Raw genomic sequence first — 19,241 nt, forward strand, 5'->3', positions numbered from 1 at the left:
TTGTTCGCCTATTGAACGAATGGGCGAATTATGACATGCCTTGATTTGGCGGCAAGCAATATTTTGCAGGCGCGGAGCGGATGCCCAAGCTGAAGCGGAACGAGACGGAGGAGCGCGCGACGGATTTCGTCGAGAGCCTCGATCGCGGCTTGCGACTGCTGCAGACGTTCGGCGCGACCGCCGGTCCGATGACGCTGAGCGATCTTGCCCGCGCCGCTGACCTGCCGCGCGCGACCGCGCGGCGCATCCTGTTCACGCTGCAGCGCGGCGGTTTCGTCGCCAGCGATGGCAAGCTGTTCTCGCTGACGCCGCACGTGCTGACGCTCGCAGCGTCGTATTTGCGTTCCAACCAGCTCGTTGCCGTGCTGCAGCCAGTGCTCGACCGCGTCGCGACCGCGGCGCAGGAGATCTCCTCGCTCGCCGTGCTCGACGGCGACGATGTCGTGTTCATCGCGCGCGGCAGTCCCATGCGGGTGTTCTCCGGCGGGCTCGAGATCGGCTACCGGCTGCCGGCCTTTTGCACTTCGGTCGGCCGCGCGATGCTCGGCCAGTTCGACGATGCCGCGCTCGCTGTCCGCCTCAAGAGGTCGAAGCGCGAGGCGCTGACGGCGCAGACCGTGACCGATCCGAAGCTGCTCCTTGCGAAGATCGCCGCTGATCGGGCGCAGGGTTTTTCGCTGGTCGATCGCGAAGCCGAGCCGCATTTCCGCTCGATCTCCGTTCCTGTCCGCCGCTACGACGACACCATCGTTGCCGCCATCAACATGGGCGCCCATGTCGACCGCGTGCCGACGCAGGAGCTGATCGACCGCTTCCTGCCGCTGCTCCGCGAGGGCGCGGACTCGGTGCGCGCGCAATTGCTGTAGCTGCCTGATCGCCTGTGCTATAATGCGGGCGACACAAGAACCCAGGGAGCACGCCATGCACACCATGGTTCCCAGTGATCGCGTGGAGCATGTCGCTGTCTTCGGGCGCGACGGCACGAAGCTCGGCACGATCGAGCGGCTGATGCTCGACAAGCTGAGCGGAATGGTCGCCTATGCGGTGATCAAGACCGGCAGGCTGCTCGGCACGCATCACCATTATCCCCTCCAGTGGAGCGCGCTGAAATACGATCCGCACCGCCAGGCCTTCCAGGTCGAGGTGACGCTGGACGAGCTGAGCAGCGGTCCGTGCGAGTTCGACGGCGATGAGTTCGACTGGGGCGACCGCTCGCGAAGCTACCAGCATCCGAACTACTGGTCGGTGTAGCGAAGGCTGTAGCGTGGGTTAGCGAAGCGTAACCCACCACTTACGCACCACGCGGAAAGCAAAGAGGTGGGTTACGCTTCGCTAACCCAGCCTGCAATCCCTGCTCAGGTTACCTAGCCTTGTAGCCCGGGTGAGCGTAGCGATACCCGGGGAAGGCGCCGCAGAATCCCGGATGTCGCTTTGCTCATCCGGGTACGGTACTTTCGAATCGTGACTGCAGGGCGAGACGCAATGACATTCTCTGGACTAGGCCTTCATCTCGGCAACCTCTCGCGGCTGTCGAACGCGCAGTCGCGCTCGATCAGTCCGGAAAACTTCACTGGTGAGAAAGGCAAGGGCGGCATGGCCGCCGATGGCCCGGCGGCGCGCCAGGCGCGCGATCTTGGGCGAGGCTGGAAGATCTCACCTTACGTCGTCATCGAGCCCGGCGCGACCTTTACGCTTGCCGACATTGAAGGCGAGGGCGCGATCCAGCAGATCTGGATGACGATTTCGCGCGGCCGTCTGCGCCGCTCCATCCTGCGCATCTATTGGGATGACCAAACGCACCCCAGCGTCGAATGTCCCGTCGGCGACTTCTTCACCTGTGGCTGGGAGGAATTTGCGCAGGTGTCCTCGCTTGCAGTCTGCGTCAATCCGGGCCGCGGCTTCAATTGCTATTGGGAGATGCCGTTCCGCAAGCGCGCGCGCGTCACGCTGGAGAACCGCAACGAGGAGGCGCAGACCATCTACTATCAGATCAACTACACGCTGACGGACGTGCCGGAAGATTGCGCATATTTTCATGCGCAGTTTCGCCGCACCAATCCGGTGCCGTACAAGGAGGTCCACACGCTGCTCGACGGCGTCACCGGCCACGGCCACTATATCGGCACCTACATGGCATGGGGCTCGAACAACAACGGCTGGTGGGGCGAGGGCGAGATCAAATTCTTCATCGACGGCGACGGTGAGTTTCCCACCATCTGCGGCACCGGCACCGAGGATTATTTTGGCGGCGCCTATAATTTTGATCCGCGCGTGCCGTGGCAACTCGCCAATCCCGGCGCGAGTGGCGGGCCGGCCTCGCATTATCTCGAATTCACCACGCCCTATGCCGGCCTGCCGCAGGTGATCCGCCCGGACGGCGTCTACAAGTCGCAGCAGCGCTTTGGCATGTACCGCTGGCACATCCCCGATCCCGTGCGCTTCCAGAGCGATCTGCGCGTGACGATGCAGGTGCTCGGCTGGCGCTCCGGCGTCAAGGAGCCGAAATATCTGCCGTTGCAGGACGACGTCGCATCAGTCGCGTTCTGGTACCAGACGCTGCCGACGGCGCCGTTCCCGGAATTGCCGGGTGTGGACTATCTCGAGGTGGACTAGTTACAGCGCCACACTGCGCAGCCCAAAACTGCGCGCTTCGTTCTGCAATACAGGCCGCACCGCATCGATCAGCCGCGCGGCGGCTGCATCGACTGACAGCCCCGCCGTATCCACCACCGCAGTCGCTCGTGAATAGAGCGGCTCGCGGCTGAGCAGGATGTTGCGCAGCTCCGTCATCGCGGAGCGGTCGTCGGCCATCGGACGCAAGTCGCCCTGGCGGCGTACGCGGGCCATGTGCTCTTCGGGCTCGGCTTTCAGCCAGATCGTGTAGAAGGACGACAAGATCTGGTCGAAGGTCAGAGGCTCCGAGACGATGCCGCCGCCGGTGGCGAGCACCATCAGCTCGTGGCGTGCGAGGAGCTGTTGCAGCGCCGCCTGCTCCATGCGGCGAAAGCCCTCCTGGCCGTAGAGCGCGATGATCTCGGCAATCGAAAGCCCGTTCTGCTCCTCGATTGCCTTGTTGAGCTCGACGAAGCTCCAGCCGATTTTTTTCGCCAAGATCTTGCCGAGCGTGGACTTGCCCGCACCGCGCAGGCCGATCAGCGCGATACCGCAGAATGGCGCGCGCCGCGGAGCCGACGCGCTGCCGCCGGCGAGGAGGTCTTTGGCCTGCGCGATCTGGCCAGGCGTCGCCTTGCGCAAGAGGTCGCGGAACATCTGCCAGTCCGGCGCAGTCTCGATCGACGGCAGCAGGTCTTCCAGATGCGCGCCCATCGCGTTCGAGACGCGCCTGAGCAGCACGATCGAGACATTGCCTTTGCCGCTCTCGAGCTGGGCGATGTAGCGTTCGGAAATGCCGGACACCTTGGCGAGCACCTTGCGCGACATGCCGCGCAGCGCGCGCATGGTGCGCACGCGCTGGCCAAGCTGTTCGAGGAATTGGGATTCGGCGTCGGGACTTTCGGTCATTTGCATTCTTTAGCGGATGTCCGGCGGCGCAATTATCGGAAACATAATGCCTGATGGCATTGACAGCAAGCCAACACAGTGTCTTTCTATGAATTATAATTCAAAATTCGGGGGAGAAGTCCGTGAGCGAGGCATCCTACAACGCGGTGACCTGGCTGCTCGACCGCAACGTCGCGGAGGGCAGGGGTAACAAGCTCGCCTTCGACGACACCGTCTCCCGCCTGACCTACGGCGAGCTGCAGCAGCAGACGTGCCGCGCGGCCAACATGCTGCGCCGTCTCGGCGTGCGCCGCGAGGAGCGCGTGGCGTTGATCATGCTCGACACGATCGATTTCCCCATCGTGTTTCTCGGCGCGATCCGCGCCGGCATCGTGCCGGTGCCGCTCAACACGCTGCTGACCGCGGAGCAATACGCCTACATCCTCGCCGATTGCCGCGCGCGCGTGCTGTTCGTTTCCGAGGCGCTCTATCCCGTCATCAAGGACATCGTCGGCCGCATGCCGGATCTCGAGCATGTCGTCGTGTCAGGCCAGAAGCAGAACGGCCACAAGCAGCTCGCGGAAGAACTCGTACAAGAGACCGATGATTTCGTAACCGTGGCGACGCATCCGGACGAGCCGGCGTTCTGGCTCTATTCGTCCGGCTCGACCGGCATGCCCAAGGGCGTGCGTCATCTGCACGCGAACTTGCAGGCGACTGCCGACACCTATGCCAAGCAGGTGCTCGGCATTCGCGAGGACGACGTCTGTCTGTCCGCCGCAAAGCTGTTCTTCGCCTATGGCCTCGGCAATGCGCTGACCTTCCCGATGTCGGTCGGCGCCACCACGGTGCTGAACACCGAGCGGCCGACACCGGCGCGCATGTTCGAGCTGATGAACCGATACAACCCGACCATCTTCTACGGCGTGCCGACGCTGTTCGCCTCGATGCTCAACGACGAAGCCGGCAAGCAGGGGCGTGGCGGCAAAAAGCTTCGTATCTGCACCTCCGCGGGCGAGGCTCTGCCCGAGTCGGTCGGCAACGCCTGGAAAGCGCGCTTCAGCGTCGACATCCTCGACGGCGTCGGCTCGACCGAGCTGTTGCACATCTTCCTGTCGAACGCGCCCGGCGACATCAAATACGGCTCATCCGGCAAGCCGGTGCCGGGCTATGCGGTGCGGCTGGTGAACGAGGCTGGCCAGGACGTGCCTGACGGCGAGGTCGGCGAGCTCCTGGTCGATGCACCCTCGGCCGGCGAAGGCTATTGGAACCAGCGCCACAAGAGTCGTCGCACATTCGAAGGCCCGTGGACGCGCACGGGTGACAAATATGTCCGCGACGCCGAGGGCCGCTACACCTTCTGCGGACGCTCCGACGACATGTTCAAGGTCTCCGGCATCTGGGTCTCGCCCTTCGAGGTCGAGAGCGCGCTGATCACGCACCCGGCCGTGCTGGAAGCCGCCGTCGTGCCCGAAGCCGATCCCGAAGGCCTGTTGAAGCCGAAAGCCTTCGTCGTGCTGCGTCCCGGCGCCAAGGCCAGCGACTTGCAGGAGATGCTGAAGGAGCACGTCAAGCAGAAGATCGGCCCCTGGAAATATCCGCGCTGGATCGACGTCGTGGAGTCGCTGCCGAAGACGGCAACCGGCAAGATCCAGCGCTTCAAGCTGCGGGAAGGCGCGAACTGATCGGTCCTCAACATTCCGGATGCGAGAAAGGACGAGATGACTCTCGCCATCGTCGCGAGCCCCGCTGCGCTCCCTCCCCCGCAAGGGGGTGGGAACGACGGAGCGAGCGGACGCGTCTCGTCCTCATTGCGCGAAACGATAAGAGTGACAGCATGACCCACCTCACCCCAACAGGCTTCCTCACCATCGACGGCGCGAGCCTCGAGTATAAATGGCTCGCGCCGAAATCCGCCGATGCGCCCACCATCGTCATGCTGCATGAGGGGCTCGGTTCGGTCGGCCTGTGGGGCGACTTCCCGGAAAAACTGCAAGCGGCGACCGGCGCCGGCATCTTCGTCTATTCGCGGGCGGGCTACGGTCAGTCGAGCCCCGTGACGCTGCCGCGGCCGCTCGACTACATGCATCGCGAGGCGCTCGACGTGCTGCCGAGGCTGCTCGACGCGATTGGCTTCAAGCGTGGCCTGTTGCTCGGCCATTCCGACGGCGCCTCGATCGCGACTGTTTACGCCGGTTCACATCAGGATCATCGCCTGCAAGGCGTCGCGCTGATCGCGCCGCATTTCATCGTCGAGGATATCTCGGTGAAGTCGATTGCCGAGATCAAGACGACGTACGAGACCACGGACCTCAAGGCGAAACTGGCGCGCTGGCACAAGGATGTCGACAATGCCTTCCAGGGCTGGAACGGCGCCTGGCTCGACCCAAAATTCCGCAACTGGGATATTTCCGAGTACCTCGCCTATGTCCGCGTACCCGTCCTGATCGTTCAAGGTGTGGATGACCAATACGGGACCATGCGACAGGTCGAGATTGCCCAGGAAGAGTGCTATTGTCCGGTAGATTTGAAAGTCATTTCAGAGGCGGGGCACGCCCCGCATCGTGAAGCGCCGGGGGCGACGCTTGACGCTATTGCAGAATTTGCCCAGGCGGCGTTGCGCGCCGACCAGGGTCTTGAGGGACATGCCGCATGAATCATCGGAGGCTCCGCTCCGATGATCGCGCGACTATCCGTGAGCGATAGCCTGCCATGGCCGCAATGGGCCTATGTGCCCGGCGAAACCGAGATCGACGCCGATTGTGAGACGCTCGACGTGGCCAAGGCGCTCGTGCCTCCGGCCTTCCGCGGCCATGTGCCGGCTCGGCATCCGGCGCTGCGCTACGGGCTCGCGCTGAATGATCGCGGCTATTTCTGGGAGTCGCAGGAGATCCTGGAAGCGGTGTGGGCGGCGGCTCCCCAGCGCGGCCGCGAGCGCATCCTGCTCCGCGCCTGCATCTATGTTGCCAACGCGAACCTGCGGCTGCGCATCGTCAGGCCGCATTCGGCCTCGCGCCTGTTCGGCGAGGCACTCGAGGAGCTGCGCGAGCTCCGGACACGCAAGGCGTCCGCAGGTGGTGACGGCTTTGTCGACCGCTTTCCGACGGAGTCGCTGGTCGCTCTTCTCAGCGCCAAGCTCGATCGTCCGCAGCTGTCCAAGGCCGATTGGGTCCCGCTTGGGACGATCCCGCACCCCTAGCAATCATGAAGCAAAATGCATATATGGTTCGCGAAGGACTAGACGCGATCCAAAATATGCATTATTGTGCATGTTAACGATTAAAACCAAACGCGCATAATCAAGCTCAAGGGTGGCCCATGGCCGGGGAAGATCGTCGCCTCGCAGGCGGTGCGAAGTTCATCGATTTCCAGACCGATCCGTCGCGCTACCGGCACTGGAAGCTCGCGATCGACGGCGACGTCGCGACGCTGACCATGGATGTCGACGAGAATGGCGGCCTGTTCGAGGGCTATCTGCTCAAGCTCAATTCCTACGACCTCGGCGTCGACATCGAGCTTGCCGATGCGATCCAGCGGCTGCGCTTCGAGCACCCCGAAGTGAAGGTCGTGCTGATGCGCTCGGCCAAGAACCGCGTGTTCTGCGCCGGCGCCAACATCCGCATGCTCGCCGGCTCGACCCACGCCCACAAGGTCAACTTCTGCAAGTTCACCAACGAGACCCGCAACGGCATGGAGGACTCCTCGGAGAATTCCGGCCAGCGCTTCATCACTGTCGTGAACGGCTCGGCCGCCGGTGGTGGCTATGAGCTCGCGCTCGCAACCGACCACATCATCCTTGCCGATGACGGCTCCTCCGCCGTAGCGCTGCCCGAAGTGCCGCTGCTCGCGGTGTTGCCGGGCACCGGCGGGCTCACGCGCGTCGTCGACAAGCGCAAGGTGCGCCGCGACCACGCCGACTTCTTCTGCACCATCGAGGAAGGCGTGAAGGGCAAGCGCGCCGTCGCCTGGCGGCTGGTCGACGAGATCGCGCCGAACTCGAAGCTCGAGGCGAAGATCACCGAGCGCGCGAGAGAGTTTGCCGCGTCATCCAAGCGTAGGGGTGGCGGCGGCCAGGGCATTGCCCTCACCCCGCTCGAGCGCATCGTCGACGAGACCAGCATCCGCTATGGTTTCGTCAGCGTCGATATCGATCGCGCCGCGCGCATCGCCACCGTCTCGATCAAGGCGCCGGAGGCCGCGCCTCCCGCCGATATCGACGGCCTGCTGGCGCAGGGCGCATCCTTCTGGCCGCTCCAGGTGGCGCGCGAGCTCGATGATGCGATCCTGCACCTGCGCATCAACGAGCTCGAGATCGCGATGCTCGTGTTCAAGAGCCATGGCGAGCGCGGCCATGTGCTTGCGTCCGATGCCTTCCTCGAAGCCAACAAGGCACACTGGCTGGTCAACGAGATCCGTCATTACTGGAAGCGCGTGCTCAAGCGCATCGACGTCACCTCGCGCACGCTGGTGACGCTGGTCGAACCCGGCTCGTGCTTTGCCGGCACGCTCGCCGAGCTCGTCTTCGCTGCCGACCGCTCGTACATGCTGATCGGTACGCGCCAGGGCGACAACCGCCCGCCGCCCTCGATCGAGCTCTCCGCGATGAATTTCGGCCCCTATCCGATGAGTCACGGGCTGACCCGCCTGCAATCGCGATTCCAGGCCGATCCGTCCGACGTGGACCGCGCGGAGGCCACCGTCGGAACCAGTCTCGATGCCGAGGAGGCCGAGGAGCTCGGCCTCGTCACCTTCGCGCTCGACGACATCGACTGGGACGACGAGGTCCGCGTGTTCCTCGAGGAGCGCGCGAGCTTCTCGCCCGACAGCCTCACCGGCATGGAAGCCAGCCTGCGCTTCGTTGGTCCGGAGACGATGGAGTCGAAAATCTTCGCGCGCCTGACCGCCTGGCAGAACTGGATCTTCCAGCGCCCGAACGCGGTCGGCGAGGAGGGCGCGCTGCGCCGTTACGGCAGCGGCCAGAAGCCGAAATTCGATATGACACGAGTTTAAGGAGACGCACGGCCATGAATATGAACATCATGAACGTCGACTACTCGACCAAGATTCCCAACAACGTGAATCTCGCCGAAGACCGCCAGGTGCTGAAGGCGCTGGAAGGCTGGCATCCCGGCTACATGGACTGGTGGAGCGACATGGGCCCGGACGGCTTCCAGGAATCGCTGGTCTACTTGCGCACCGCTTACTCCGTCGACCCGCGCGGCTGGGCCAAGTTCGACTATGTGCGCATGCCCGACTATCGCTGGGGCATCCTGCTTGCGCCGCAGGAGGAAAATCGCGTCGTGCCCTTCGGCGAACACTATGGCGAGCCTGCCTGGCAGGAGGTCCCCGGCGAGCATCGCGCGATGCTGCGCCGCCTGATCGTGATCCAGGGCGACACCGAGCCTGCCTCCGTCGAGCAGCAGCGTCACCTCGGCAAGACCGCGCCCTCGCTCTACGACATGCGCAACCTGTTCCAGGTCAATGTCGAGGAAGGCCGTCACCTCTGGGCGATGGTATATCTGCTGCAGAAATATTTCGGGCGCGACGGCCGCGAGGAGGCGGACGAATTGTTGCGCCGCCGCTCCGGTGACGCGGACGCGCCGCGCATGCTGGGCGCCTTCAATGAGGCGACGCCGGACTGGCTGTCCTTCTTCATGTTCACCTATTTCACTGACCGCGACGGCAAGATGCAGCTGCACAGTCTCGCGCAGTCGGGCTTCGATCCGTTGTCTCGCACCTGCCGCTTCATGCTGACCGAAGAGGCGCATCACATGTTCGTCGGCGAGACCGGCATCACCCGCGTGGTGCAGCGGACCTGCGAGGCGATGAGCGAGGCGGGCATCTCCGATCCCACCGACATCGCCAAGGTGCGTGCGCTCGGCGTCATCGACCTGCCGACCATCCAGAAGAAGCTGAACCTCCACTACTCGCTGTCGCTCGATCTGTTCGGCTCGGAAGTGTCGACCAACGCTGCGAACGCGTTCAACGCCGGCATCAAGGGTCGCTACAAGGAAACTTCGATCGAGGACGATCACCAGCTCAAGACCGCGACCTACCCGGTCATGAAGTTCGTCGACGGCCAGATCAAGATGGTCGACGAGCCCGCGCTGACCGCGCTCAACATGCGGCTGCGCGACGACTACACCCAGGACTGCGTCAAGGGCATGCTGCGTTGGAACAAGGTGATCTCGACGGCGGGCTACGATTTCAGGTTGACGGTGCCGCACGTCACCTTCCACCGCCACATCGGCGAGTTCAAGGACGTGCACGCCACGCCCGAGGGTATCCTGATCGACGACGCCACCTGGGCCAAGCGCAAGGACGACTGGCTGCCGTCGACGAACGACGGCGACTTCATCGCATCCCTGATGAAGCCCGTCACCGAGATCGGCCAGTTCGCCTCCTGGATCTCGCCGCCGAAAGTCGGCATCGACAACAAGCCCGGCGATTTCGAGTACGTGAAGATCGAGTCGTAGAGGCTAGTTGGGCGCGATAGCGCGCCACACCCTTCAGTGTCGTCCCGGCGAAGGCCGGGACCCATAACCACCGGGAGATGTTGTGGCACGAGGTTGGTAACCACGAATCTTTGCCAAACTACTCCCTGGGGTTATGGGTCCCGGATCAGCGCTTCGCTACGCTTGTCCGGGACGACAGTGGAGTGTGAGGCGCAGCATGTTGCCTGCCTCAGCTATCCCACCCCTCCCCTTTGATCCCCGCATTCGCGTAGACGATGCCGCCATCCACAGCGATGGTTGCGCCGACCACGTAGTCGCCGGCGCGCGAGGCGAGATAGATCGCCGTACCTGCCATGTCCTCGTCGGTGCCGATACGGCCGGCGGGCACGCGGGTTGCGACCTCGTCGCCGTGGTCGCGCGCAGCGCGGTTCATGTCCGATTTGAACGGGCCAGGCGCGATCGCGGTGACCACGATGTGATCGGGAATCAGCTTCACCGCCATCCGCCGCGTCAGGTGGATCAGCCCGGCCTTGCTCGCCGCATAGGAATACGTCTCCATCGGATTGACGAAGATGCCGTCGATCGAGGCGATGTTGATCACCTTCGCCGGCCGCTGCGCGGACGCCGCGGCGCGCAAGGGGGCGGCGAGCGCCTTGGTCAGGAAGAACGGCGACTTGACGTTGAGGTTCATCACCTTGTCCCAGCCGCTCTCCGGGAATTCGTCGAACTCCGCGCCCCAGGCTGCGCCGGCATTGTTGACGAGGATATCGAGCTTGGGCTCACGCTTCTTGATCTCGTTCGCCAACATCTCGACGCCGGCAAGGTTGGAGATGTCGATCGGCAACGCGATGCATTCGCCGTCATATTGCGCGGACAGCTCGTTCGCAGTCGCTTCGCAAGCCGTCGCCTTCCGCGCCGTGATGTAGACCCTTGCCGCGCCCTGGCTGAGGAAGCCTGCCGCGATCATCTTGCCGATACCGCGCGACCCGCCGGTGACGAGCGCAACTCGGTCCTTGAGCGAGAACAGATCCGTGAACATGACGCCTCCCTTGGTTGCCGCTCGTTGTGGGCGCGGTGGTGGGGGGAGTCAAGAATGTGCAACTGCCGACCCGCCTCATCCTGAGACGCGCTCCTCCGGATGAGGTCGGTGTATTCGGATGAGGTCAGGCCGCAGCAAACCGGCGAAAGCCGTTCCACATTGCGGTGGCGGCGCCCGAGGTCAGCACCGGCAGGATGCGGGCGTCCTGGTAGTTGCCGTTGAGCGAGACGCGCGGCAGTGCGGTCGGGTGGACGGCATTCTCGGCGAACAGCATGCCCGGTCGCGTCGTCACCGCGGTCTTGAAACCGCTCGCCGCGGCCAGCGCGAATTCGCGTTCGCCCGCAGCATGACGGTCGCCATAGGGATAGGCGAAGTGCTGTACCGGGCGTCCGAGCGCGTGCTCGATCCGCACGCGGCTCACCGCCATCTCCTGCGCAACGATCTCCTCGTTCTGCTTGGCGAGATTGCAATGCGTGATGGTATGGGCACCGATCGCGACCTGCGGATCCGCAGCCAGGGCTTTCAGCTCGTCCCAGGACAGGCAGAGGTCGCGGCAGAGAGCAGGCAAGTCGACATCGTACTTCGTACAGAGCGCCGTGATCTCGCGCTGAAGGTCGTGCTCGCCCGGCAGTGCGCGCAGCCAGTCATGGATGCGGTCGAACGCCGCCTGCTTCGCAGGCGTGGTCGTGGCATCGAGCCGCCATGCGGCGTTGCCGATCTGCACCTCGATATCGCTCGCCTTGGCGATGACAGCCTCGAGCGCGATCCACCAGAGGCGTCCGGTGCCCTCGGCGAAATCGCTCGCGACATAGATGGTCGAAGGTGCGGCGAACTCGCGCAGTACGGGGACCGCAAAATCGCGGTTGTCGCGGTAGCCGTCGTCGAGCGTGAAGGCAGCGAAGCGGCGGGTGAACCGGCCTTGCGCGAGCCGATCATGCAATTCGTCCATCGAGACGATGTCGATGTCGTGCGAGCGGAGATGGCGCAGCGTGGCGCGCAGGAAGTCCGGCGTGACCTCGAGGTGCCGGTTGGGCTGGAACGCATCCTCTCGCGGCGGCCGCACATGGTGCAGCATGAAAATAGCGCCGACGCCGGCGAGCAGCGGCCGCAGCAGGTGGTGCGCCCCGCTGAAATAGAGTGCTTCCAGCCCGACGCGGATGACGTTGTTGCGCAGTTGTTTCATCGAAGGCTGGTTGACCCCGTCATTCCATGGTCAACCTAGGGGAGAACCCTTGAAGAAAAAGTTAGTCCGGTTGCTCACCAAGAGCCTTCACATGGCCGCCATTTCCGGTTTGACAGCCCGCCAAGGGTTTGTTTTGTCTCCGGTTCCAGAGTTCGGGTCGTCGAATGCAGAAGCTTTTCAGGTGGGCCAGCAAATGGTGGCCGGGGTTGATCCCGTTGGCCGTCATGTGGGGAATTGCGGCCTGGAATAACACGTTGCCGCTGGAAGCCGACCTGTCCGCCCGCTCCGCCGCAGCGCTCAAGAATACCGTTCTGGACAAGACCCGGATCGAGGTGGTCGGCCGCGACGTCACTTTTGCCGCCGAAGCCTTCTCGGAGGAGGGCCGTCGCGACGCCGTCGTGGCGGTCGAAACCGTGCCGGGCGTGCGCCTGGTCGACGACCAGACCCGGCTGGTTCCCGAGGCCAAGCCCTTCGTCTGGAACGCGGAACGGGACGTCGTCCGGGTCACCCTGTCCGGCAGCGCGCCGCTGCCGGGGGTCAAGGGCCGGCTGGTGGAGGCCGCCCGCAAGGATCTCGGCGGCATCGAGGTCGCCGATCAGATGGGATTGGCGCGCGGCGCACCGCCGCGCTTCGAGAATGCCGCAATGCTCCTGCTCGACCAGGTCGGCAAGCTCAAGGACGGCAAGATCACGATCTCCGACACCAGCGTCAGCCTGTCCGGCATGGCGCGCGAGCTCGGCGGCCGCGAAGCCATTGCGGCGGCGCTGAAGAATTTGCCCGAGGGTTTTTCGGTCGCGACCAACGACGTCAAGGCGCCGCCTTACATCTTCCAGGCCTACAAGGATCCGGTCGCGGCGACCGTGACGCTGACCGGCTACGTTCCCGACAACAATATCCACGCGGCCATCGCCACAGCGGCGGGGCGAAAATTCTTCGGCGAGAAGGTCGTCGACAATCTCAAGGCCAGCGTCGGCGCGCCTGCTTCGTTCGGCAGTTCGGTGGTCGCCGCGCTTAGGGCTCTGTCACGGCTGTCGACCGGCACGCTGGTGGTGTCGGATCGCGAGGTGAAGCTGTCGGGTGATGCACTCTACGAGGGCGCGGCAGCCGATATCCGCGCGGGCCTCGGCAAGGATTTTCCCAAGACCTGGCAGTACAAGCCGGAAATCACCGTGAAGCCTGCTGCCGGTCCGGTCGATGGCACGGTTTGTCAACAGCTGTTCTCCGAACTCCTGACCAAGGGCAAAATCCGCTTCGAACCGAAGCGCGCCACGATCGACCCGGATTCCGCGGGTCTCCTCGATCACCTCATCGAAACGGCGCTGCGCTGTCCGAACGCCACGATCGAGGTCGCAGGCCACACCGACGCCGACGGCGAGGACGCCTTCAACCAGGCACTGTCGGAGAAGCGCGCCCAGGCCGTGATCGACTATCTCGTCAAGGCGGGCCTTCCGGCCGATCGCTTCACGGCGGTCGGCTATGGCAGCACGCAGCCGGTTGCCGGCAACGATACCGACGAAGGCAAGGCACAAAACCGCCGCATCGAATTTCTGGTGAGATGACATGTTATTTCTGTTGTCGTTCCATTGGGGTTGGCTGGTCGGATCGTTGCTGCTCGGACTGGCGATGGGATGGATCTCGGTGGTCCAGCGCGGCAACGGCACATCGAAGGTGCTGGCGCGCTGGCTTGCGGTCCTCGTGGCTGCCCTCGTCGCAGCCTCGCTTGCCCGCGTGGTCCCCGGCCGTTTCGGCTACTGGCTCGACCTCGGCCTTACCATGTTCGGCTGCTATCTCGTCGGCTGCACCATTGGTGCATGCCTGCGCAACTGGGTCGTCTCGCGCAGCGCGCCCGCGGCCTGAGCCTTGCACATGCCCATGCGCAAGGCGAACTGACTGCCCTGGTGACTGCGCCTTGGGCGCCGCGCAGGGCCGCGGCGCTTCGGCGCATGCCATAACCGTATTCCGGCCTGCCCTTCCACCGTCGATCGCGGACCCAAAGAATTGACGTCGGCTTAAGCCGCGTTGGAACATTGCACGGGTGAAATCATCAAAACTTCATGGCCCGTACGCAGGATCGCGATACAGATTCGGCAAAGGCCGTCGCGAAAAAGAGCCAAACGGTGCAAGGCAAATACGGGCACCTGCCTAAAATATTGAAGAAACGCGTTTTTGTGCTTATTGGCGAATTCCACTCCAGGCCAAAACGCGCTACTGGAGGGGCGGGGAGCATGCGCGAAGCTGGAGCCGGCGCCGAGGGGTTGCCGGGTACCTGCACGTCCGCCACTTCGCCGGCCGCCACGGCCGCGGAAGCGTAGTTCGAGGTCTAGATGCTGGAAGCCATACGCAGGGCCATGACGTTTCTGCGCCAGAAGCAAATCCTGCATAAGCTTGGCGTCGTGATCAGCGTGACGGTCATCGGCATCGCTTGCTACGTGCTCTACCACATGCTCCGCGGCATCGACTTCCACGAGGTGGTCGAGGCGATCAAGAGCACCGAGCCGAGCCAGATCGCGATGGCGGCGCTGTTCGTGGCCGCCGGCTATTTCACCCTGACCTTCTACGATCTGTTTGCGACGCGCGCGATCGGCCACGCCCATGTGCCCTACCGCATCAATGCGCTCGCCGCCTTCACCAGCTACTCGATCGGCCACAATGTCGGCGCCAGCGTCTTCACCGGCGGCGCGGTGCGCTATCGCATCTACTCGGCCTGGGGCCTCAATGCGATCGACGTCGCCAAGATCTGTTTCCTCGCCGGCCTCACGTTCTGGCTCGGCAATGCCGCGGTGCTCGGCCTCGGGATTACCTATCACCCCGAAGCTGCAGCCGCGATCGACCAGCTCCCGCCCTGGCTCAACCGGCTCGTCGCCATGGGCATCATCGTCGCACTGGTCGCCTATGTCGTCTGGGTCTGGACCCAGCCGCGCGTGGTCGGTCGTGGTCCCTGGACGGTGGTGCTGCCGGGCGGCCCGCTGACGTTGCTCCAGATCGCGATCGGCATCGTCGATCTCGGCTTCTGCGCGCTCGCGATGTACGTGCTGGTTCCGGACGAGCCCAATCTCGGCTTCGTCGTGGTCGCGGTGATCTTCGTCTCCGCCACGCTGCTCGGCTTCGCCAGTCACTCCCCCGGCGGCCTCGGCGTATTCGACGCCGCCATGCTGGTCGGGCTGTGGCAGATGGACCGCGAGGAGCTTCTCGGAGGAATGCTGCTGTTCCGCGTCCTCTATTATCTTTCGCCCTTTGTCATATCTGTAATCTTGCTGACGTTTCGAGAGGTTATTATCGGCGCCCGATCGAAACGCCTGCAGCAGGCGGCCCTCAAGCTCGATCCGGGTCCTGCGCGCGAAGCCGCTTATGTGAGAGAGCGCAGCGACAAGAGCGCCTGACCGGCCGACAATTCTTAAGGAGAAGCCTGCCCCGATGGCGATCGATGCCCACCCTTCTCCCTCGGTCCAGCCCTGGTCCGACCGGCTGCGGCACGCCGCGATCATCCTGATTGCGGCGGCGCTGGCGCTGTCGGTGGTGGTCTCGCTCGGGGAATTGTCGGCGATGCGAGCGCTGGCGGTGTTTCTCTGCATCGCGGCGGCGGCGCTGATCCCTTGGCGTCTGCACGATACTGCCGCCTCGCGCGACGATGTTCGCCGTGTCAACCCGGTCGAAAACGCGGCGGTGGCCGCGGTGGTCTCGGGCATGCCGGACCCGGCCGTTCTGCTCGACCGTGCCGGACGCGTCATCCATCTCAATGCCGCCGCAGCCCGGCTCGCGCCGGCGCTGCGCAAGAACGAGCTCGCCCAGTTCGCGCTACGCTCGCCCGAGATCATCACCGCGCTGCGCGAGGCGATCGCGACCAGCGAGCCACGCCGCGCCGACTATCTCGATCACGTGCCAGTCGACCGCTGGATGGAGCTGATCATCACGCCGGTCCCGGTGCCGACCACGTTCGGCGGCGCCGACAAATGCATGCTGATGACCTTCCACGACCAGACGCCGTTGCGTCGGGTCGAGGAGATGCGCGCCGATTTCGTCGCCAATGCCAGCCACGAGCTGCGCACGCCGCTGGCCGCACTCTCCGGCTTCATCGATACCCTTCAGGGCCAGGCCAAGGACGATCCGAAAGCGCGCGAGCGCTTCCTCGGCATCATGCACACCCAGGCGACCCGCATGGCGCGGCTGATCGACGATCTGTTGTCGCTGTCGCGGGTGGAATTGTCGGCACATGTGCGGCCCGACACGCTCGTCGATGTCGTGCCGATCATCCGCCAGGTCGCCGACGGGCTCGAACCGCTGGCGCGCGAGCGCCAGGTAGACGTCCAGATCGATCTGCCGGAGACGGCGGTGATGATCGCGGGCGACCGCGAGGAGCTGTTGCGGCTGTTCGAGAACCTGATCGAGAACGCGCTGAAATACGGAGCCTCAGGCGGGCGGGTGATCGTCTCGCTCTCCATGGTCACGGCGGCCGATGGCTCGCCGGAAATTCGGGTCATGGTGCGCGACTTCGGCCCCGGCATTGCGCCGGAACACCTTCCGCGGCTGACGGAGCGCTTCTACCGGGTTGACGTCGGCGACAGCCGCTCGCAGGGCGGGACGGGCCTCGGTTTGTCGCTGGTGAAACATATTGTTAACCGGCATCGCGGCCGGCTTTTGATCGAAAGCGTGCTCAGACAGGGTGCCACTTTCACCGCCTGTTTTCCCCAGGCGAAGCCTCCGGCTTCAACCTGAAATGCAAACTATTTCAGCTGCTTAAGTCCGTCATCCCACTGTCACGAAACCTTCGTAAAAGCACTACCGACCGCTCCTAAACGAGCGGCGCGGGAGCGCGATCGGGCGCGCATGGCGCTTCGCTCCCCACTATGGAGACCAGCATGAATTTCATCAAAACTATCGTCGCTGCTGGCTTGGTCGCCGCATCGACGTCGGCCTTCGCGGCCGACATCACCGGCGCCGGCGCGACCTTCCCGTTCCCGATCTATTCGAAGTGGGCTGATGCCTACAAGAAGGAGACCGGCAACGGTCTGAACTATCAGTCGATCGGCTCCGGCGGCGGCATCAAGCAGATCCAGGCCAAGACCGTGACCTTCGGTGCCAGCGATGCGCCGCTCAAGGCCGAGCAGCTCGAAAAGGACGGCCTCGTTCAGTGGCCGATGGTCATGGGCGCCATCGTCCCCGTGGTCAACATCGAGGGCGTGAAGCCGGGCGACATGGTGTTCGACGGCGAGACGCTCGCCAGCATCTATCTCGGCAAGATCACCAAGTGGGACGATCCGGCCATCAAGAAGCTCAATCCGAACGTGAAGCTGCCGTCGGACGCCATCACCGTCGTTCGCCGCTCGGACGGTTCGGGCACCACGTTCAACTTCACCAACTACCTTTCGAAGGCCAGCGCGGACTGGAAGAGCAAGGTCGGTGAGGGCACGGCGGTCGAATGGCCGGTCGGTGTCGGCGCCAAGGGCAACGAAGGCGTGTCGGGCAACATCAGCCAGACCAAGAACTCGATCGGTTATGTCGAGTACGCCTATGCCAAGCAGAACAAGCTGACCTACACCGGCCTCGTCAACAAGGCCGGCAAGACGGTGCAGCCGACGGTCGAGGCCTTCCAGGCCGCCGCGTCCAACGCCGACTGGGCCAAGGCGCCTGGCTACTACGTGATCCTGACCGATCAGCCCGGCGACAAGTCCTGGCCGATCACGGCGTCGACCTTTATCCTGATGCACAAGGATCCGGCCGACAAGGCTGCCTCCAAGGAAGCCCTCAAGTTCTTCGCCTGGGCTTTCAAGAACGGCGACAAGATGGCCGAGGAGCTCGACTACATTCCGATGCCGGACAGCGTCGTCCAGCTCATCGAGAAGACCTGGTCTGCGGACATCAAGAGCTAAGGCTCTTCTGCCCGTGCCCCGGTATCCGGGGCACGGGTGACGCCGGCAACGTCCGGAATCCTGAGTGCGGCGATAGCGCGTCCTGGATTCCGGCCTGCGCCCTTGAGGGCGTAGTCCCGAATGACGCGGGACAATTCGTCGAGAAGACCGCGGTATCAGCGGCTTGCGAAAGAGTTTAGGTAGAACAGGGGATCGGCGTGGCAGAGATGGCCGTTCAAAGCGATATAGTCGAGGCCGCCGGACCGTATGACCGCGCCAAAGCGTTGAGCGCGTTCAAGCTGGGCGATCTGACCTTTTACTGGATCACGCGTCTCAGCGCGATCTCGGTGCTGCTGATCCTGGGCGGCATCATTGTTTCGTTAATCATCGGGGCGTTCCCGGCGATGAAGGAATACGGCCTCGCGTTCCTGTGGACGCAGCGCTGGGCGCCGTCCGCCGATCCACCGGTGCTTGGCGCGGTCGGGCCGATGTACGGCACGCTCATCACCTCCTTCATCGCGATGCTGATCGCCATTCCCGTCGGGCTCGGCATTGCGATCTTCCTCACCGAGCTCTGCCCGCAATGGCTGCGCCGCCCGATCGGCATGGCCGTCGAGCTGCTCGCCGGCATTCCCTCGATCATCTACGGCATGTGGGGCTTCTTCGTGCTGGGCCCGTTCCTGGCCAACACCTTCCAGCCCTTCATGATCAAGCTGTTCGACGGCGTTCCCGTGCTGGGCGCGATCTTCGCCGGCCCGCCGTCCTATCTCAGCCTGTTCAACGCCGCGCTGATCCTTGCGATCATGGTGCTGCCCTTCATCACCTCGATCTCGGTCGACGTGTTCAAGACTGTGCCGCCGGTCCTCAAAGAGGCCGCCTACGGCGTCGGCTGCACCACCTGGGAGGTCGTGCGCAGCGTGGTGATCCCCTATACGCGCGTCGGCATCATCGGCGGCGTCATGCTCGCCCTCGGCCGCGCGCTGGGCGAGACCATGGCGGTGACCTTCATCATCGGCAATTCCTTCCGTATATCGTCCTCGATCTTCGCGCCGGGCACCACGATCTCGGCGGCGATCGCGAGCGAGTTCGCCGAGAGCGACGGCCTGCACCAGTCAGGCCTGATCCTGCTCGGCCTCCTGCTGTTCGTGCTGACGTTCTTCGTGCTCGCAGGCGCGCGGCTGATGCTGCTGCGTCTCGAAAAGAAGGCGGGGAAGTAA

17 protein-coding genes are annotated in these 19,241 nt (G+C 64.1%); 14 read left to right on the forward strand and 3 right to left on the reverse strand.

Going from position 1 to position 19,241, the window contains the following annotated elements; all coding sequences use genetic code 11:
- The first annotated feature begins 80 nt into the window (after positions 1 to 80).
- The 3 genes from Q3C01_RS27755 to Q3C01_RS27765 all read left to right on the forward strand — a co-directional run bounded on the left by Q3C01_RS27755 (position 81) and on the right by Q3C01_RS27765 (position 2,613).
- Entirely contained in the window at positions 81 to 866 is a 786-nt protein-coding gene (locus Q3C01_RS27755; protein WP_458148478.1) for an IclR family transcriptional regulator domain-containing protein, read from the forward strand.
- Between the two features lie 55 nt (positions 867 to 921).
- Positions 922 to 1,251, forward strand: a complete 330-nt coding sequence (locus tag Q3C01_RS27760) for a PRC-barrel domain-containing protein (RefSeq protein WP_458148479.1) — start codon at positions 922 to 924, stop codon at positions 1,249 to 1,251.
- A gap of 231 nt (positions 1,252 to 1,482) precedes the next feature.
- On the forward strand, positions 1,483 to 2,613 hold the full coding sequence (locus Q3C01_RS27765) for a glycoside hydrolase family 172 protein (protein WP_458148480.1): 1,131 nt from the start codon (positions 1,483 to 1,485) through the stop codon (positions 2,611 to 2,613).
- On the opposite strand, the gene Q3C01_RS27770 is transcribed toward Q3C01_RS27765, so the two are convergent.
- Positions 2,614 to 3,522 (reverse strand): helix-turn-helix transcriptional regulator, encoded by a 909-nt coding sequence (locus Q3C01_RS27770; RefSeq protein WP_458148481.1) that lies wholly within the window; start codon positions 3,520 to 3,522, stop codon positions 2,614 to 2,616.
- Positions 3,523 to 3,644: 122 nt separating this feature from the next.
- Between Q3C01_RS27770 and Q3C01_RS27775 the strand changes: the two genes are divergently transcribed.
- The 5 genes from Q3C01_RS27775 (at position 3,645) to boxB (ending at position 9,977) form a co-directional block, all read left to right on the forward strand.
- Complete coding sequence (locus Q3C01_RS27775; protein WP_458148482.1) at positions 3,645 to 5,186, forward strand: benzoate-CoA ligase family protein; 1,542 nt, start codon at positions 3,645 to 3,647, stop codon at positions 5,184 to 5,186.
- 152 nt (positions 5,187 to 5,338) lie between these two features.
- A complete protein-coding gene (locus Q3C01_RS27780; protein ID WP_458148483.1) occupies positions 5,339 to 6,157 on the forward strand; it encodes an alpha/beta fold hydrolase in 819 nt (272 codons plus the stop codon).
- A 21-nt stretch (positions 6,158 to 6,178) separates the two neighbouring features.
- Positions 6,179 to 6,700: a DUF309 domain-containing protein gene (locus Q3C01_RS27785; protein WP_458148484.1), complete on the forward strand. Its 522-nt coding sequence runs from the start codon at positions 6,179 to 6,181 to the stop codon at positions 6,698 to 6,700.
- Positions 6,701 to 6,819: 119 nt separating this feature from the next.
- Positions 6,820 to 8,511: a 2,3-epoxybenzoyl-CoA dihydrolase gene (boxC, locus tag Q3C01_RS27790; protein ID WP_458148485.1), complete on the forward strand. Its 1,692-nt coding sequence runs from the start codon at positions 6,820 to 6,822 to the stop codon at positions 8,509 to 8,511.
- A 14-nt stretch (positions 8,512 to 8,525) separates the two neighbouring features.
- The gene (gene boxB / locus Q3C01_RS27795; RefSeq protein WP_458148486.1) at positions 8,526 to 9,977 is read left to right on the forward strand and encodes a benzoyl-CoA 2,3-epoxidase subunit BoxB; all 1,452 of its coding nucleotides are present in this window, start codon (positions 8,526 to 8,528) and stop codon (positions 9,975 to 9,977) included.
- 208 nt (positions 9,978 to 10,185) lie between these two features.
- On the opposite strand, the gene Q3C01_RS27800 is transcribed toward boxB, so the two are convergent.
- Both Q3C01_RS27800 and Q3C01_RS27805 read right to left on the reverse strand, forming a co-directional pair.
- Positions 10,186 to 10,995, reverse strand: a complete 810-nt coding sequence (locus Q3C01_RS27800) for an SDR family oxidoreductase (protein WP_458148487.1) — start codon at positions 10,993 to 10,995, stop codon at positions 10,186 to 10,188.
- 124 nt (positions 10,996 to 11,119) lie between these two features.
- Positions 11,120 to 12,178: a polysaccharide deacetylase family protein gene (locus tag Q3C01_RS27805; protein WP_458148488.1), complete on the reverse strand. Its 1,059-nt coding sequence runs from the start codon at positions 12,176 to 12,178 to the stop codon at positions 11,120 to 11,122.
- A gap of 164 nt (positions 12,179 to 12,342) precedes the next feature.
- On the opposite strand from Q3C01_RS27805, the gene Q3C01_RS27810 reads away from it, so the two are divergent.
- From Q3C01_RS27810 to pstC, 6 genes are all read left to right on the forward strand, one after another.
- Entirely contained in the window at positions 12,343 to 13,737 is a 1,395-nt protein-coding gene (locus Q3C01_RS27810) for an OmpA family protein (RefSeq protein WP_458148489.1), read from the forward strand.
- A gap of 1 nt (position 13,738) precedes the next feature.
- Positions 13,739 to 14,035 carry a hypothetical protein gene (locus Q3C01_RS27815; RefSeq protein WP_458148490.1) on the forward strand — a complete coding sequence of 99 codons (297 nt, stop codon included), beginning with the start codon at positions 13,739 to 13,741 and terminating at the stop codon, positions 14,033 to 14,035.
- Between the two features lie 467 nt (positions 14,036 to 14,502).
- Complete coding sequence (locus Q3C01_RS27820; RefSeq protein WP_458148491.1) at positions 14,503 to 15,558, forward strand: putative bifunctional lysylphosphatidylglycerol flippase/synthetase; 1,056 nt, start codon at positions 14,503 to 14,505, stop codon at positions 15,556 to 15,558.
- Positions 15,559 to 15,592: 34 nt separating this feature from the next.
- The gene (locus Q3C01_RS27825) at positions 15,593 to 16,891 is read left to right on the forward strand and encodes an ATP-binding protein (RefSeq protein WP_458148492.1); all 1,299 of its coding nucleotides are present in this window, start codon (positions 15,593 to 15,595) and stop codon (positions 16,889 to 16,891) included.
- Between the two features lie 143 nt (positions 16,892 to 17,034).
- On the forward strand, positions 17,035 to 18,045 hold the full coding sequence (gene pstS, locus Q3C01_RS27830; RefSeq protein ID WP_458148493.1) for a phosphate ABC transporter substrate-binding protein PstS: 1,011 nt from the start codon (positions 17,035 to 17,037) through the stop codon (positions 18,043 to 18,045).
- Positions 18,046 to 18,251: 206 nt separating this feature from the next.
- A complete protein-coding gene (gene pstC / locus Q3C01_RS27835) occupies positions 18,252 to 19,241 on the forward strand; it encodes a phosphate ABC transporter permease subunit PstC (RefSeq protein WP_458148507.1) in 990 nt (329 codons plus the stop codon).

Source organism: Bradyrhizobium sp. UFLA05-109 (assembly GCF_054185165.1).